This window comes from Mucilaginibacter sp. (assembly GCF_965225845.1).
In the GTDB taxonomy this organism is placed as follows: domain Bacteria; phylum Bacteroidota; class Bacteroidia; order Sphingobacteriales; family Sphingobacteriaceae; genus Mucilaginibacter.
Window position 1 is genome coordinate 359,969 of record NZ_CBDDBL010000001.1, and the last position, 16,343, is coordinate 376,311.

At 42.3% G+C, this 16,343-nt stretch carries 15 protein-coding genes; 4 read left to right on the forward strand and 11 right to left on the reverse strand.

Annotated elements, in window-relative coordinates:
• Positions 1-94 precede the first annotated feature (94 nt).
• Positions 95-721 (forward strand): LysE family translocator, encoded by a 627-nt coding sequence (locus ACYZ0U_RS01660; RefSeq protein ID WP_461449146.1) that lies wholly within the window; start codon positions 95-97, stop codon positions 719-721.
• A gap of 3 nt (positions 722-724) precedes the next feature.
• Here the strand turns inward: ACYZ0U_RS01660 and ACYZ0U_RS01665 are convergent, their stop codons facing one another.
• From ACYZ0U_RS01665 to ACYZ0U_RS01685, 5 genes are all read right to left on the reverse strand, one after another.
• Positions 725-1,657, reverse strand: coding sequence for a bifunctional riboflavin kinase/FAD synthetase (locus ACYZ0U_RS01665; RefSeq protein WP_461449148.1), 933 nt, complete (start codon positions 1,655-1,657; stop codon positions 725-727).
• A gap of 2 nt (positions 1,658-1,659) precedes the next feature.
• Positions 1,660-2,397 (reverse strand): tRNA pseudouridine(55) synthase TruB, encoded by a 738-nt coding sequence (truB, locus tag ACYZ0U_RS01670; RefSeq protein WP_461449150.1) that lies wholly within the window; start codon positions 2,395-2,397, stop codon positions 1,660-1,662.
• A gap of 80 nt (positions 2,398-2,477) precedes the next feature.
• Entirely contained in the window at positions 2,478-4,313 is a 1,836-nt protein-coding gene (gene glmS / locus ACYZ0U_RS01675; RefSeq protein ID WP_461449152.1) for a glutamine--fructose-6-phosphate transaminase (isomerizing), read from the reverse strand.
• Between the two features lie 110 nt (positions 4,314-4,423).
• Positions 4,424-5,848, reverse strand: coding sequence for a DUF4270 domain-containing protein (locus ACYZ0U_RS01680; protein WP_461449154.1), 1,425 nt, complete (start codon positions 5,846-5,848; stop codon positions 4,424-4,426).
• Between the two features lie 16 nt (positions 5,849-5,864).
• Positions 5,865-6,689, reverse strand: a complete 825-nt coding sequence (locus ACYZ0U_RS01685; RefSeq protein WP_461449156.1) for a glycogen/starch synthase — start codon at positions 6,687-6,689, stop codon at positions 5,865-5,867.
• A 155-nt stretch (positions 6,690-6,844) separates the two neighbouring features.
• On the opposite strand from ACYZ0U_RS01685, the gene panC reads away from it, so the two are divergent.
• Entirely contained in the window at positions 6,845-7,681 is an 837-nt protein-coding gene (gene panC / locus ACYZ0U_RS01690) for a pantoate--beta-alanine ligase (protein ID WP_461449158.1), read from the forward strand.
• 82 nt (positions 7,682-7,763) lie between these two features.
• Positions 7,764-8,114 (forward strand): aspartate 1-decarboxylase, encoded by a 351-nt coding sequence (gene panD / locus ACYZ0U_RS01695; protein WP_461449160.1) that lies wholly within the window; start codon positions 7,764-7,766, stop codon positions 8,112-8,114.
• A 4-nt stretch (positions 8,115-8,118) separates the two neighbouring features.
• Here panD and ACYZ0U_RS01700 read toward each other — a convergent pair whose 3' ends face one another.
• A complete protein-coding gene (locus ACYZ0U_RS01700) occupies positions 8,119-8,646 on the reverse strand; it encodes a hypothetical protein (protein ID WP_461449162.1) in 528 nt (175 codons plus the stop codon).
• Positions 8,647-8,889: 243 nt separating this feature from the next.
• Between ACYZ0U_RS01700 and carB the strand changes: the two genes are divergently transcribed.
• Positions 8,890-11,706: a carbamoyl-phosphate synthase large subunit gene (gene carB / locus ACYZ0U_RS01705; RefSeq protein WP_461449164.1), complete on the forward strand. Its 2,817-nt coding sequence runs from the start codon at positions 8,890-8,892 to the stop codon at positions 11,704-11,706.
• A gap of 97 nt (positions 11,707-11,803) precedes the next feature.
• Here the strand turns inward: carB and ACYZ0U_RS01710 are convergent, their stop codons facing one another.
• The 5 genes from ACYZ0U_RS01710 to lpxD form a co-directional block, all read right to left on the reverse strand.
• Positions 11,804-12,244: a DUF4920 domain-containing protein gene (locus ACYZ0U_RS01710; protein ID WP_461449165.1), complete on the reverse strand. Its 441-nt coding sequence runs from the start codon at positions 12,242-12,244 to the stop codon at positions 11,804-11,806.
• Positions 12,245-12,345: 101 nt separating this feature from the next.
• Complete coding sequence (locus tag ACYZ0U_RS01715) at positions 12,346-12,966, reverse strand: ABC transporter ATP-binding protein (protein ID WP_461449167.1); 621 nt, start codon at positions 12,964-12,966, stop codon at positions 12,346-12,348.
• An 85-nt stretch (positions 12,967-13,051) separates the two neighbouring features.
• Complete coding sequence (gene lpxA / locus ACYZ0U_RS01720; protein WP_461449169.1) at positions 13,052-13,837, reverse strand: acyl-ACP--UDP-N-acetylglucosamine O-acyltransferase; 786 nt, start codon at positions 13,835-13,837, stop codon at positions 13,052-13,054.
• 1 nt (position 13,838) lies between these two features.
• Positions 13,839-15,248, reverse strand: coding sequence for a bifunctional UDP-3-O-[3-hydroxymyristoyl] N-acetylglucosamine deacetylase/3-hydroxyacyl-ACP dehydratase (locus ACYZ0U_RS01725; protein ID WP_461449171.1), 1,410 nt, complete (start codon positions 15,246-15,248; stop codon positions 13,839-13,841).
• Between the two features lie 22 nt (positions 15,249-15,270).
• A complete protein-coding gene (gene lpxD / locus ACYZ0U_RS01730) occupies positions 15,271-16,317 on the reverse strand; it encodes a UDP-3-O-(3-hydroxymyristoyl)glucosamine N-acyltransferase (protein WP_461449173.1) in 1,047 nt (348 codons plus the stop codon).
• Between the last annotated feature and the right edge of the window lie 26 nt (positions 16,318-16,343).

The window sequence follows — 16,343 nt, forward strand, 5'->3', positions numbered from 1 at the left end:
GTTTTCACTACACCACATTAACTTAATAATTTATTAACCCCATCTAAATGGCGGCTTATTTGCACATCTGCATATCTAAGCTATCTTTACGGTAATGATATTTTTAACGTTTTTTATTGGGGTGATAGCCAACTTTGTAGGGTATATACCACCCGGAAACATTAACCTGACCCTAGTGCAGATCACTATAAACCGTGGTTTGAAACAAGCGCTGCAGTTTATTATCGCCTTTTCATGCGTTGAATTTTTCTTCACTTATTTTGTGATGAATGCCGCCGAGTGGCTTTCGGCACAAGTAAAACTGGATGTCATAATCGATTGGGTGATGGTGGTCTTATTCAGCGTTTTGGGTACGATCACCTGGATGAACCGCAATAAGCCACCCGAAACTAAGTACTCCGAGCACGACAGTATTAAATATGGCATACTTCTGGGATTTTTAAACCCGATGCAAATCCCATTCTGGCTGATAACCGGCACTTACCTCATCACCCATGAGTGGATAGATACCGGTCGGCTTAATTTGGTGATCTTCAGCATCGGCGCGGCAGGCGGCGCATTTTTAGCTCTATTTTTATATGCTAAATTCGCGGATTATATTAAAAGCAAGTTTGCGCTAAGCAACAAAATTGTAAATACCGGTATCGCGATCTTATTTTTTGCCTTTGCGGCATATCACATCGTTAAACAAATTTACCTGGTATTTTTCAAGCACCATTAGTAGCTATAACTCGCGCAACAGGGCAAGCACATCATCTTTATCCTTAGCCAGCTGGATCTTTAAACCTTCAAGCCCGTCAAATTTTACATCGCCGCGTACGTAGTTGTAAAACTCCATGCGGATCTCTTCACCGTAGATCTCAGTTTTGAAATCAAAAATATTTACCTCTATATTTCGGGTAATACCATTAATAGTTGGCCGTGAGCCGATGTAAGCCATGCCTTTATAACTTTTGCCGCGTACTATGACTTTGGCTGAGAAGATGCCATCATCCGGGATCAGTTTATACGTTTCTTCGATAATGATATTGGCAGTTGGATACCCGATGGTGCGCCCGATCTGGTCGCCGCGGCCAACTTTGCCGGTAATAAAAAATGGGTAGCCTAAAAAGTTATTGGCTAATTCGATAGCGCCATTAAGTAATGCCTCACGAATAAGGGTTGAGCTTACTGCAACGTCATTCAGGTCCTGCTCGGGGATCTCTACAACATCATAGCCATAAATGGCTGAGAGCTTTAGCAGGTCGTCAAAGCTGCCTTGCCTGTCTTTACCAAAACGGTGGTCGTAGCCAATCACAATCTTTTTGGTACCGATGGTGTTTACCAGTACATCGCGAATGTATGCTTCAGGGGTTTGGTTTGAGAAATCGCGTGAAAACGGCGTGATGATCAAATGGTCAATACCTAATTTTTCCAGTAGCGCAGCCTTTTCATTAATGGTATTGATCAGTTTAAGGCTTTCATCTTCCGGATGCAAGATCATCCGAGGATGTGGAAAAAAGGTAAGGATGACCGTTTCGCCGCCGCACTCATCAGCCAGCTCCTTTAGTCTCTCAATAATTTTACGGTGACCTAAGTGCACACCATCAAAAGTACCGATGGTAACAACGGCGTTATTGATCGCCTTAAACTCATTAATGTTATGATAGATCTTCATTGCTATGATTTCACCGATTCGGTATCGATTGCTCTGATTTTTTGTTCACGGATAATATCAACTAACGCCATCACCTCCCAGGCATCGCTCACTTTATAATTGCCGCTGCGTGTGCGGCGCAATTTCGATAGGTAGGCACCATTATTTAAAGCTTTGCCAAAATCATGCACCAATGAGCGGATATAAGTTCCCTTGCTGCATACCACCCTGAAATCAATTTCGGGTAATTCAATACGGGTAATTTCAAACTCGGAGATGGTTACGTTACGTAAACGCAATTCAACATCCTCGCCACGGCGGGCTTTTTCGTACAAGCGCTCACCATTAATTTTAATGGCGGAATGCGCGGGCGGGTATTGCTGGATATCGCCTGTAAATTGCACGCAGGCTGCTTTTATTTGCCCTTCGGTAATATGGCTGATGTCGAATTGGGTATCCGGCTCGGTTTCCATATCGTACGATGGCGTGGTTGCGCCTAAGATCATCGTACCTGTGTATTCTTTTTCTTCAGCCTGGAAAGTATCTATCTGCTTGGTCATTTTACCGGTGCAGATAATCAGCAGGCCTGTAGCCAGCGGATCAAGTGTGCCCGCGTGGCCAACCTTAAGTTTTAGCGGTTTAAACGAATTGCGCAGCTTGCCTACCACATCAAAGCTTGTCCAGCCAACCGGTTTGTCAACCAGCAGCAGTTCGCCGGTTGCAAAATCGAAGTTTTTATGTTTGAGGTGCTGAGCGTCCAAAATGTATTTAAATAATAAACGGCAAAGGTACGCTTTTGGTTGCCTTTGCCGTTATTGGTTAATCTATTTATGATTATTTCTTACTCTACTGTTACCGATTTTGCCAGGTTACGCGGCTGATCCACATTACAGCCACGCATTACCGCTATATGGTAAGCCAATAATTGTAATGGTATGGTAGCCAGCAAAGGCACAAATGCTTCACTTGTTTGTGGTATCTCGATTACGTATTCTGCCATATCGCGAACCTGTGTATCACCTTCAGATACAATGGCGATCACATGCCCGCCACGTGCCTTAACTTCCTGAATATTGCTTACCACTTTTTCATACGATGAATTTTGTGTGGCGATGAATACCACCGGCATCGCATCATCTATCAAAGCGATAGGGCCGTGTTTCATTTCAGCTGCAGGGTAACCTTCGGCGTGGATGTAGGAGATCTCTTTCAGTTTTAAAGCACCTTCCAAAGCTACAGGAAATGAACTTCCGCGACCAAGGAACAAGCAATTGCTCGAGTCTTTAAACCTTGCTGCTATTTCCTTAACGTGCTCGTTTGATTTAAGCGCTTTTTCTACTAATTCAGGCACCTGGTCAAGCTCAGTTAAATATTCAACCAGTTTACTTTGAGTGATGGTACCGCGTTGCTGGGCGATATAAAATGCCATCAGTGTTAAAACGGTTACTTGCGCGGTAAATGCTTTGGTTGATGCAACACCAATTTCCGGACCGGCATGTGTATACACACCGGCGTCAGTAGTCCGAGGGATGGATGCACCAACTACATTACACACACCAAATATGGTAGCTCCTTTTTCTTTCGCTAGTTCAAGCGCTGCCATGGTATCAGCAGTTTCGCCTGATTGTGAAATAGCGATAACCAAGTCTTTTTCGGTAATGATAGGGTTACGATACCTGAATTCTGAGGCATATTCCACTTCTACAGATACGCGCGCATACTCCTCGATCAAATACTCACCAACTAAACCGGCATGCCATGATGTTCCGCACGCCACGATGATAATACGGTCAACATTTTTCAGCTTTTCAGCATACTCTTTTATACCCCCTAATTGAACTTTGCCTTTCTGCGGGTAGATACGGCCACGCATACAATCACGGATCGACCTTGGCTGCTCGTAGATCTCCTTAAGCATAAAGTGGTCGAAACCACCTTTCTCAAGCATTTCCAGCTTCAGGTCAAGCTCCTGGATATATGGGGTTTGTACGGTATTGTCTATATTTTTTACCAGTAAGCTGTCGCGATGCACGTAGGCGATCTCGTTATCATTCAGGTAAATTACATTCTTGGTATATTCAACAATTGGCGTAGCATCCGAAGCAATAAAATACTCGCCTTCGCCAACGCCTATAACCATCGGGCTGCCTTTACGGGCGGCGATTAGCATATCTGGCTCATCGGCGCTCATGATTACTATCGCGTAAGCACCGATCACTTTATTCAGGGCAACGCGTACGGCTTCCTGCAGATCGAGGCCCGTTTCGTTAATAATATCTTCAACCAGGTGAATTAAAACTTCGGTATCGGTATCGCTTAAAAAAACATGGCCTTTTGCAACCAGGGTTTCTTTAATAATCCCGTAATTCTCAATAATGCCATTATGGATTATGGTAAGCTTACGGTTGCCTGATGAATGCGGGTGCGAGTTGCGGTCGCTTGGCGCGCCATGTGTAGCCCAACGGGTATGGCCCATACCAATGGTTCCCTTAAGGTTAAGATCTTTAACAAAGTTTTGCAGGTCGCTCACTTTCCCGGCTTTTTTATAAACCTTAAGTTCTGTATCCAACAAGGCAATACCAGCGCTATCATAGCCGCGGTACTCCAAACGTTGTAAACCTTTAATTATAATGGGGTAAGCGTCCCTAAAGCCTATATAGCCAACAATTCCGCACATACTGTATTAGTTTTTGAGAGGTAAAAGTAAGGAGCTACTATATAATAACCAACACAATATATAAATATAAAAGCACCTGAAGCTTAACGCTAACAGGTGCTGTTTATTTATTACTTTGTTTTAGTGTATATCACGTTCAGCTTCATCGCATAAGGACTGTTTGCCGCACCTGCACTGTTTATATAACCGCCAACAGCAGTAGTTCTTGCTCCAACTGAAATTGTTGGGCCAATATCAACACTTGTTGTATTTGTGGTATCAACCGGCGCTATATAAGTGCCGTAATCAATTGTTTGGTTACTTATTAAATCTTGCAAATAATTGGTTACCAAAAAGTGATATGCAGCCGGAGAGTGCGGTGTCGCCAATTGATAATATCCGCCAAATTCCGCAACGGATGTTGCATTTGCAAGGTCATATGCATCTTCTACATCAATTCGCGAATGCGCTATGTCATAACGATACATAGTTAACTTAGGCAATGGGACCAAATAAGCAGGAATATTTGAACCAGCTACAGGAGACACGACCAGCTCGGCACGGTTTATAACAACACTACCAGAACCTCCAACAGTAGTAAACAATTTTTGAAGGTATGGAAAGCTAACTTTCACACGTGTGGCAGAAAGCCCTTCTAAATAAACCTGGTTAGCCGATGTTGTTTTGTTATTTAATGCAGTTTGCACCTGCTGAGAAAAACTGTGTTTTACTTGCGAGGCATGTTGGGTTACATCAAGGTAAACAACAGATGTGTCAATTACCGATCCATTAGAAGCCCTGATGTATACAGCTAACGTTGAGTCGCCTGGCGCTTTTATCATCATTGTTCCGCCAACACCTGTTGTTTTGGTAGGATCAAGCGTTATGAAAAGCCCTTTAATATTATTTTTAAATATATTATTTGAGCTTACCGCTGTTGATCCGGCGTTAAACAAATATTGGCTAATAAAGGTTGGGTTAATTGGTATTCTTATTTGTGGTGGTACTTTATAAAGTGTATCCGGAGCTCCCTGTATAATCCGATAGATTTTAATACTATCTAACGGCCGAGGTTGAAATGTAGTTGTACCAATCACGTTGCCTGTATTATAGCTCCATTTAGCGTTACTAAAATAATTATTTCCAGTAGCGGGCCTTTGGCTTAACTGGTAAACATTAATGGTATAATTGGCTAATGAATCGCCATAGAAACCGTCAGCGTAAGATAAAACCAACCTTGCAGAATCAATAAAAACAGTACCAACTGGCAATGTGTAAGCAGTTGACCCAGGTAAGTTAAGATCGGTAACCAGGTTGGAAGATGATGTGCCGAAAATAGGATCATTAATGTAGCCAAGCGGGCATTTAGTAATGCTGGTTGTAGATACAGAGTCATCAAGCACAGTATTGGTAAATACTGTAGCTGTATCAGTTACAGAGCCGCTCAAAGTGCCTTTAGTACCCAGCGTTAAGCCTGTAGTATCTTGGTTTTTACAGCTATTCAAAATAAAAAGACTTATCAACAGTGTCAATAAGTCTATCCGGAAAAATTTCATATATGATCTCAATGCTTTATACAACTTGTGCTAATTCCTCACTAGCAATTTCGTCGTAAAAATTGTAATAATTTTCCAAATCTGATGTAGAATTAAATTCCAAAACCGATTTGTGGCTGTTTTTAACATTATTTAACACATCCTGATCAATGTTTTCACTACCTAAAACCAAAGCGTCCGAGTACTGAATAGCACCGGCATATAAAGCAGCGTTTGTACCTGGTTTGTAAGCTTCTACATGTTTTTCGGTCATGTCGTTCATTACAGCCTTATTGGCAAAATCAGCGCCTAATTGCTCGGTAAATTCATTCTCGTAAATTGAATAAACAATTTTTGAGTTTTTAAATGTTGGGTCGTCTTTGTAAGTCGTTTTTAAGTAAGCCGGCACCAATGCGCTCATCCAGCCATGGCAATGGATAACATCAGGAGCCCAGCCTAATTTTTTAACAGTTTCTAACGCGCCTTTGCAAAAGAAGATCATTCTCTCGTCATTGTCGGCATAAAACTTCCCGTCTTTGTCATTAAACACATGTTTACGCTGGAAGTATTCTTCATTATCTAAAAAATAAACCTGCATACGCGCCGCCGGAATAGACGCAACTTTAATAATTAATGGATTATCATTGTCATTAATAATGATATTCATCCCCGATAACCTAATAACTTCATGAAGGCGATTCCTGCGCTCGTTAATATTTCCAAAACGCGGCATCAGGATACGGATCTCGTAACCTTTCTCCTGCATTGCCTGCGGGAGTTGACGTGTGATTTCAGAAATTTTTGAGAGTTCCAGAAAAGGCGACATTTCATGAGTTATGAACAAAAGCTTAGCTTTACCCATCTTTAAATCAGTATTAAATTATATAAGCAGTCAAAAAAATTTGAGTTTGCAAATATAATCAATATTATATGAAGTATCAACGTATTATGCAAGTAAATTCGCCTATTCTCAATTAGTTAATTACTTTCGCCCGTTATTTTAAGATTTTTAACGCCTTGAAGATATTTACAACCACCCGCGAGGTACAAGACTATTTAGCTGATTTGCGAAACAACGGCAAAACAACAGGCTTTGTAGCAACAATGGGTGCGCTGCACCGCGGCCACCTCTCACTTATCGCGCAAGCTAAGCAGCATAATAACGTGGTTATCTGCAGCATTTTTGTAAACCCCACACAGTTTAATGACCCCTCGGACCTGGAAAAATATCCCCGCCCGATTGAAAAGGACACCCAAATGCTGATTGATGCAGGCTGTGATATTTTATTCAACCCGCCTGTTAACGAGATGTATGCTGCTCATGAGCATTGGCATTTACAGCTCGGTGAAATTGAGCATTTGCTGGAAGGCAAGTTTCGCCCGGGGCATTACCAGGGCGTTACGCAAGTGGTTTATAAACTATTTAATATTATTAAACCTGATGCTGCATACTTCGGCCAAAAGGATTACCAGCAGTTTATGGTGATCAGTAAATTGGTAGTATTAATGCATTTGCCTGTTAAACTGGTTATGTGCCCTATTTTGCGAGAGGATGACGGACTGGCGATGAGTTCAAGGAATATTCATTTAACAGCTGAGGACAGGCAGCATTCGCTTGTATTATCAAAAACTTTATTTCGCATCAGGGATGAATTTGATGCTAACAATATCCCCGCCCTGCTGGATGAAGCTGCCGCGTTTATAAATGCAGAGACGGGTGTTTCGCTGGAATATTTTGAATTTGCTGATAGCGAAACTTTGCAGCCGGCCAATCAAAACACTAAAAATATTGTTGCTTTGGTAGCAGCGCGCGTTGGCAAAACCAGACTGATCGATAATATATTGATAAACTGATTATGAGCGACTTGCCGATGGTTTTACATTGGCATGAAGCTTGAATTATGAAGTATGAATTATAATACATTAACTTTGCGCCATGATAATTGAGGTGTTAAAATCTAAGATCCATCGTGCTCGCGTAACCCAGGCAGAACTGAATTACGTAGGCAGTATTACGATTGACGAAGATTTGATGGATGCGGCAAATATTATTGCCAATGAGAAGGTTCAGATTGTAAATAACAACAACGGCGCCCGCTTTGAAACCTATGTAATTAAAGGCGAACGCGGCTCGGGTACTATATGCCTTAATGGCGCCACTGCACGTTTGGCGCAGGTTGGCGATGTGGTGATCATTATGTCATACGGGTACATGGAAATGGACGAGGCGCGCGCATACCAGCCGATCGCTATCTTCCCGGATATTGATAATCATTTGATAAAATAAGCGCTTAATCCTTAGAATAAGCGCTTATCCCCAAAACAAATTTTACGGTAACATCTGTACTAATTGCGTTACGCAGTTTATACACCATGCGGATCCTTACATCGGGCTGGCGCACCATCTGGTCTAAAAAATTAGAATTATCTATATCCAGTATAATGCTGTTGCCTACCTCTTTGGTAATGTCTGTTCTTGAGGCTACCAGTATTTCATCGCTTCCATCATGTTTTGCCATATATAATTTCACATATTCCAGGTTGCCGATGTTAAATCCGGCTGGTTCGGTTGATCTTAGTTTCGCCGATACCACCATCACCTGCCCGATGTGGTTGGCATTATTCCCATCCCTGCTGAAGTTTTGATCATAGCTGGTCGCCATACTTAATGCGGTATACTGCTTCCCCGGTTCGGATGAGGCGGGGATTGTTAGATTAGTAGTGTACGGAAATGTTGATTTTACAACCGACTCGAATACGCCGCATCCGCAAAAAACAAATAACAAAACGATTAATATAGGTAAGGGCTTTTTGATCATTGTACTAAGTTTATTGGTTAGGTAAATATCAGATATAAAATTTTTAAAATAGCTTAAAAATTTTTTTTTATTACATGACATTAAAATTGAAAAAATTAGCCCCGTAATAGTTCTTATTTTCTATCTTTGCACCCCGAACGCTGGGGTCGGGATTTCCGCTTTCAGCGCGTAGGAAAACGGTTATTGTCTGCTCTTATGACATTTAACTTTTGACTTAGAACTTTTAACTTATATAAAAGCCCTATGCCCAAAGATACCTCCATTAAATCAGTACTGATTATCGGTTCAGGCCCCATTATTATTGGTCAGGCTTGCGAATTTGATTATGCCGGTTCACAGGCCGCACTTTCATTAAAAGATGAAGGTATTTCTGTATCCATTATTAATAGCAACCCCGCCACCATCATGACGGACAAGGTTATTGCTGATCATGTGTACCTTTTGCCGCTGACATCAGACAGCATCGAGAAAATACTACAGGAACAACACATTGACGCGGTGCTGCCTACCATGGGCGGCCAAACAGCGCTAAACCTTTGTATTGAGGTTGCTGAACGCGGCATCTGGGAAAAATACGGTGTTAAAATAGTTGGTGTAGATTTGGCTGCTATCGAAAAGACTGAGAACCGCGAAGCATTCCGCCAGCTAATGGTGGATATTGGCGTGGGCGTTGCAACTTCAAAAATCGCCAATTCGTTTTTAGAGGGCAAAGAAGCGGCACAAATTATTGGTTTTCCATTGGTTATACGCCCAAGCTATACTTTGGGCGGTAAAGGTGCCGGTTTCGTACACAAGAAAGAAGAATTTGATGAGGCTTTAAGCCGCGGCTTGCAGGCATCACCCACACACGAGGTTTTGGTTGAACAGGCCGTTTTAGGATGGAAGGAATACGAGTTAGAGCTTTTGCGTGATAACAACGACAACGTAATTATCATTTGCTCTATCGAGAACTTTGACCCGATGGGTATCCACACCGGAGATTCCATCACCGTTGCACCAGCAATGACATTGAGCGACCGCTGTTACCAGCAAATGCGTAACCAGGCGATCAAAATGATGCGCGCCATTGGTAACTTCGCTGGTGGTTGTAACGTTCAGTTCTCGGTTAACCCTGCGAATGAGGAGATCATCGCTATCGAGATCAACCCGCGTGTATCGCGTTCATCTGCATTGGCATCAAAAGCAACTGGCTACCCGATCGCGAAAATCGCCGCTAAATTAGCTATAGGTTATAACCTTGATGAAATAGAAAACCAGATCACCAAAACAACTTCAGCATATTTTGAGCCGACTTTGGATTATGTGATCGTGAAGATCCCCCGCTGGAACTTTGATAAATTTAAAGGTGCTAACCGCCAGTTAGGCCTTCAAATGAAATCTGTTGGTGAAGTTATGGGCATAGGCCGTAGCTTTATCGAGGCATTACAGAAGGCTTGCCAGAGTTTGGAGATCGGTCGCGCCGGATTAGGTGCCGACGGTCGCCAAAGTCGCAACCTGGACGAAATTATGTACAGCCTGGAGCATCCAAGCTGGGACAGGTTATTCCATATATATGATGCGCTAAGCTTAGGTGTACCGGTTGAATCTGTTAGAAAAGCTACCAAGATTGACCGATGGTTCCTGAACCAGATTGTTGACGTGGTTAACCTGGAAACTGAGCTTCGCCGCTATAACCTGAATAACATCCCTGAAGATTTCTTATACACCCTTAAACAAAAAGGTTTCTCAGATACACAGATCGCCTATATATTAGGTAATGTGACTGAAGAGGACGTTTACCAGCGCCGTAAGGAACTGGGTATTAAACGTGTTTATAAAATGGTGGATACCTGCGCTGCGGAATTCAACGCGAAAACACCATACTACTATTCAACGTACGAGGGTGAGAACGAATCTAAAGTATCTGATAAAAAGAAAATCATTGTATTAGGTTCTGGTCCTAACCGTATAGGCCAGGGTATCGAGTTTGATTACAGCTGCGTTCACGGTCTGCTTGCTGCTAAGGAAGCTGGTTTCGAGGCCATTATGGTTAACTGTAATCCTGAAACAGTATCAACCGACTTTAATATGGCTGATAAGCTATACTTTGAGCCGGTTTACTGGGAGCATGTTCGTGAGATCATAGAATTGGAAAAACCTTACGGGGTGATCGTTCAGCTGGGCGGGCAAACAGCTTTGAAAATGGCTGAGAAAATGCACCAGCATGGTATCAAGATCATCGGTACTTCCTTTGATAACATGGATATCGCCGAAGATCGCGGACGTTTCTCTGACCTGTTAAAAGAATTGGGTATCCCTTATCCAAAATATGGTGTTGCTGAAAGCGCTGAAGAAGCATTAGAAGTTGCACACCATGTTGGTTACCCGGTATTGGTTCGCCCAAGCTATGTATTAGGCGGACAGGGCATGAGCATTGTGATCAACGATGAAGATCTGGAAAAAGCTGTAGTTAGCTTATTGAAAAACCTTCCTGGGAACCGCGTACTGATCGACCACTTCCTTGATCGTGCCTCTGAAGCGGAATCGGATTCAATAAGTGATGGCGATGACGTGCATATTATTGGTTTAATGGAACACATAGAGCCTGCCGGCATCCACTCTGGAGATTCATTCGCGGTATTACCACCGTTTGATTTGTCGGACAATGTGATCAGCCAGATGGAAGAATACACCAAAAAGATCGCTATAGCATTGAATGTTCGTGGATTACTCAACATCCAATTTGCTATAAAAGAAGAAAAGGTTTACGTTATCGAGGCTAACCCGCGCGCATCACGTACGGTACCATTTATTGCGAAAGCGTATGATGTACCTTACATCAATATAGCCGCAAAGATCATGTTAGAGGCTAATAAATTGAAGGATTTCAATATTGTCCGCAAGCTGGAAGGTTACGCGATCAAAGAGCCTGTATTCTCTTTCGATAAATTCCCGGAGGTTAACAAACAATTAGGCCCTGAAATGAAATCGACTGGTGAAGCGATCCGCTTTATCCCTAATCTACAGGATCCGTACTTCAGGCATTTGTACAAAGAAAAATCGATGTATTTGAGTAAATAATCCCCCCTGAAAGGGAACGAAAAACTCTTAAATAAAAAGGCCGAAAGAATTGATCTTTCGGCCTTTGATATTTACTCCCCCTTCTGGGGGATGGGGGTTATTTATCCACTATCAACCCTGTTGCTTCAAAAGTTAATTGCTTTGGATTATTAGCATGTTGTGCTTTCTGACCAGCGATCTGCTGACTATCATCAGCTAAAAATTGCCTTGCCGCAACACCTTCAATAATCACGGTACGGCCTTTTAAATCCATCGGTATTGTAACATCATATTTAGAAAAATGCACCGCGATGGTTTTGCCTTTGCCTGCGGCTATCTCAAACCAGCCACCTTTTGTTTTTGTAACCTTAACCACCACGCCTCTTATAGCGGTGCTGATCCGGGTTTTTGTATTCATGAAAGAATCCAGCTTTGCGGCTGGGATTAATTCAGTAGTGTTCGGCTTTGAGCCGTAGACAGTACCACGCGCCAGCGGTTTTTGCTGCGCAAAAGTTAGCGATGATGTAAATATGGCGATTGCAAGCAGTAGTGTTTTCATGTTATTTATAACACTTTTTATTCTGCTTGGTTTTTTATTAGGATTTATTTGTGTTTTATCAACAAGAGCAACCGGGCTTTTTTGCTCTATCTAATTATAAATTAACTTTTATAGTCTATAATGTTCAGTTTTTTTCCGCAAAAACCATATTCATGTGGCTGGTTGGAGCAAACTATAGTTAGGCGATCTTCAGCAAATCTTTCAACAAGGTTTAAATACCAGTCTACACCTTGGGAATCAAGATTACTTGTTGGTTCATCCAGCATTAGCAAAGCGGTATCTGAGCAGAAAGCGAGCGCAAGTTTAAGCCGCTGCTTCATACCCGAGGAAAAGTATTTGATCAGTTTATTTTTATTATTCTCCATAGCCAACAGCTCAATAACCGCTTTGTTATCCATCCCCGCTTTGTAGCTTTTGAATTTAAAATGAAGGTCTATCATCTCAGTGAGAGTAAATTCTTCAATCAACTCCAGGTATGGTGCAGCAAGACTAAGATGTACAAACACATCTTCAACAGCTATATTTTTACCATTAAGCTCATATCCGATTGTACCTGCCGATGGAGATAAACTGCCATTTAATATCTGCAATAATGTTGATTTTCCGGATCCGTTAGATCCTAATATGGCGTAGCTTTCACCGCTGGTAAAAGTATAGTCAACCCTCCTGAATATCCACTCTCGGTTAAATCTTCGGCCTATATTTTGGAGGGTTATGTTCATGGATTGTCCGTAGACCATAGATGATGGTCGATAGTCAAAATATTATATCTATCGTCCATGGACTATCGGCCATGGACAAATTCAGTTAACTATTCCCAAAGCCCTTCATAATACCCCTTTGTGAGTTGGATACGAAATTGATGATCTCGTCGCGCTCAACGGTTGGGTTAAATTCAGCTTCAATAATATCTAACGCTTTGGTAATATTATATTTTTTCAGGAAGATGATACGATAAATTTCCTGAATCTCGTTGATGGTTTCCGCAGAAAACCCTCTCCGGCGTAAGCCAACAGAATTGATCCCGATATAAGATAAAGGTTCGCGGCCTGCCTTGGTAAACGGCGGAACGTCCTTACGTACCAATGACCCACCCGACACCATACAATGCGCGCCTATCTCCACAAATTGGTGCACAGCTGATGTACCGCCGATGAAAGCATGGTCGTACACATTAATGTGGCCTGCAAGCTGCACCGAGTTGGCGATGATCACATTATCGCCTATAACACAATCGTGCGCTACGTGTACATAAGCCATTAACAAACAATTATTACCTATTGTAGTTGTGTTTTTATCCAGCGCCGTACCGCGGTTCAGGGTAACGCATTCACGTATAACGGTGTTGTCACCAATAGTTACCGTACTTGGCTCGCCGCGATATTTTAAATCCTGTGGCGGCGCAGAAACAACAGCGCCCGGGAAAATCCGACAGTTTTTGCCGATTCGGGCACCATCCATAATTACAGAATTGGAGCCTACCCAGGTACCCTCGCCAATTTCAACATCCTTATGTATAGTAACAAATGGCTCAATCACTACATTATCGGCAATTTTAGCCTGTGGATGTATGTATGCTAACGGTTGTATCATGCTATGCTTCTGTTTCTTTTACTTTAACTATTTGCGCCATCAGCTCGGCCTCCACAACCACGCGGTCGCCTACCATGCCTACGCCTTTCATCTGTGCTATACCACGACGGATAGGCGAAGTCAAGTCGCAATAATAAACTATCGTATCGCCCGGCACCACCTTACTTTTAAACCTGGCATTTTCTATCTTTAAAAACAAGGTAAGGTAATTTTCCGGATCGGGAACAGTATTTAATACCAATATTCCACCGGTTTGTACCATACCTTCAATTTGCAATACGCCCGGGAAGATAGGCGCACCAGGGAAATGCCCACGGAACAGGTCCTCGTTCATGGTCACGTTTTTAACACCAACCACATGAGTTTTTGAAATTTCCATGATCTTATCGATCATCAAAAACGGTTGCCTGTGCGGCAGTTTAGCCATAATGTCAACAGTATCATAAACCGGTTTTGCATTAGGGTCGTAAGCTTTAAAGCGTTTCTTGCTCTTATCTTTTTTGATGAGCGCCTTGATCTTTTTAGCGAAGGCAACATTAGCGGCGTGACCCGGCCTTGCTGCCATTATATGGCCCTTAAGCGGTGTACCTACCAAAGCAAGGTCACCAATCATATCCAGCAGTTTGTGCCTTGCCGGCTCGTTTTGATATCGAAGATCTATATTGTTCAATATCCCCTGCGGGGCTACCTTAATATCCTTGCGGTTAAATATTTTAGCTAAATGCGCTAATTCTTCTTCGTCAACGTCTTTATCAACAACAACAATGGCGTTGTTTAAGTCGCCGCCTTTGATCAGGTCATGCTTTAATAACATTTCCAGCTCATGCAAAAAGCAGAATGTACGGCATGACGCAATTTCCTTAACAAACTCCGATATGGTTGAAATGCTCGCATGCTGGCTGCCCAGTACCTGAGAGTTATAATCAACCATACACGTAAAACGATAATCATCGTCCAAAGGCATAGCCACCATTTCAACCTTGCGGTCAGCCTCGGTATAGTGGATATTGTATGGGATATGGTAATATTCCCTGTCAGCTTCCTGTTCAACAAAACCGGTTTTAGTTATAGCGTCAATAAACAAGATCGAGCTGCCATCCATAATAGGTGTTTCAGGACCATCCATATCTATCAATACATTATCAACCTCAAGGCCAACTAACGCAGCTAATACGTGTTCAATAGTGCTAACACTCGCACCGTTTTGAGTGATGGTTGTTCCGCGTGAAGTATCGGTCACATTATCTACATCCGCATCAATAACAGGTGAGCCGGGCAGATCGACCCTTCTGAACTTATAGCCATGATTTTCTTCTGCAGGATTAAAAGTCAGAGTTACTTTTTGTCCGGTATGTAACCCCGTGCCTGAAACTGAAACAGGGGCTTTTATCGTTCTTTGTTTTGTATTCATAGCTTAAATATTAACTGCAAAATTAATCAGTCTTTGCTTTTTGCAGTTCCGCAATAACTTTTTCTAATTCTAAAACCTTTTTTTCCAGTTCCGGTAAACGGGCCAGTGCAACCTGAGACCTCATATGCGGACTATATTGCATAGCGGGCGAACCTGCCCACTTTTGATTTTCATCCTTGATTGACCGGCTTAAGCCCGATTGCGCCTGCATTTGAGTTCCATTAGGCACATTAATATGTCCTACTATTCCCACCTGGCCACCCAAAATAACACGTTCACCTATTTTGGTGCTACCTGATACGCCCGCTTGCGCAGCAATTACGGTATTTATACCAATTTCTACATTATGGGCTATTTGTACCAGGTTGTCTAACTTCACCCCCTTACGTATGATCGTAGACCCCATTGTTGCCCTGTCAATAGTTGTGTTTGAGCCAACTTCAACGTCATCCTCTAGCACAACATTCCCTATCTGGCTTATTTTTTTGTAAGATCCGTCGGCTGAAGGTGCAAACCCAAATCCATCACTACCAATTACCGCACCGGAATGAATGATTACATTGTTACCTAATTTCGAGTCGAAGTAAACCTTCACGCCAGAAAACAACGTAACATTATCGCCCAAAACCGCATCGTCGCCTATATAGCTATTAGGATATATTTTGCAGTTATTGCCCACCTTAACGTTTGGGCCTATATAACTAAATGCACCTATATATACATCCTTGCCAATTTTTGCTGTTGGGTGTATAAAATGCGGATCTTCAATACCTGATTTATCAAGTTTGAATTTATTATAGATCTCTAATAATACCGATATCGCCGTGTAAGCATTTTCAACGCGGATGAGTGTTGCCTTTACCGCATCTGTCAATTGCTGGTCGTTATTGATTATTACAATGGATGCACCCGTAGTGTACAGGTACTGCTCATACTTTGGGTTAGCCAAAAATGAAAGTGAACCTTCGGTAGCTTCTTCTATCTTAGCCAGCTTGCCAACAGAAGTTGAAGCGTTTCCTTCAATTGTTCCGTTAAGTAAAGCGGCTATCTGTTGTGCAGTAAATTGCATCCGGCAAATTTAAATGTTAAAACTGA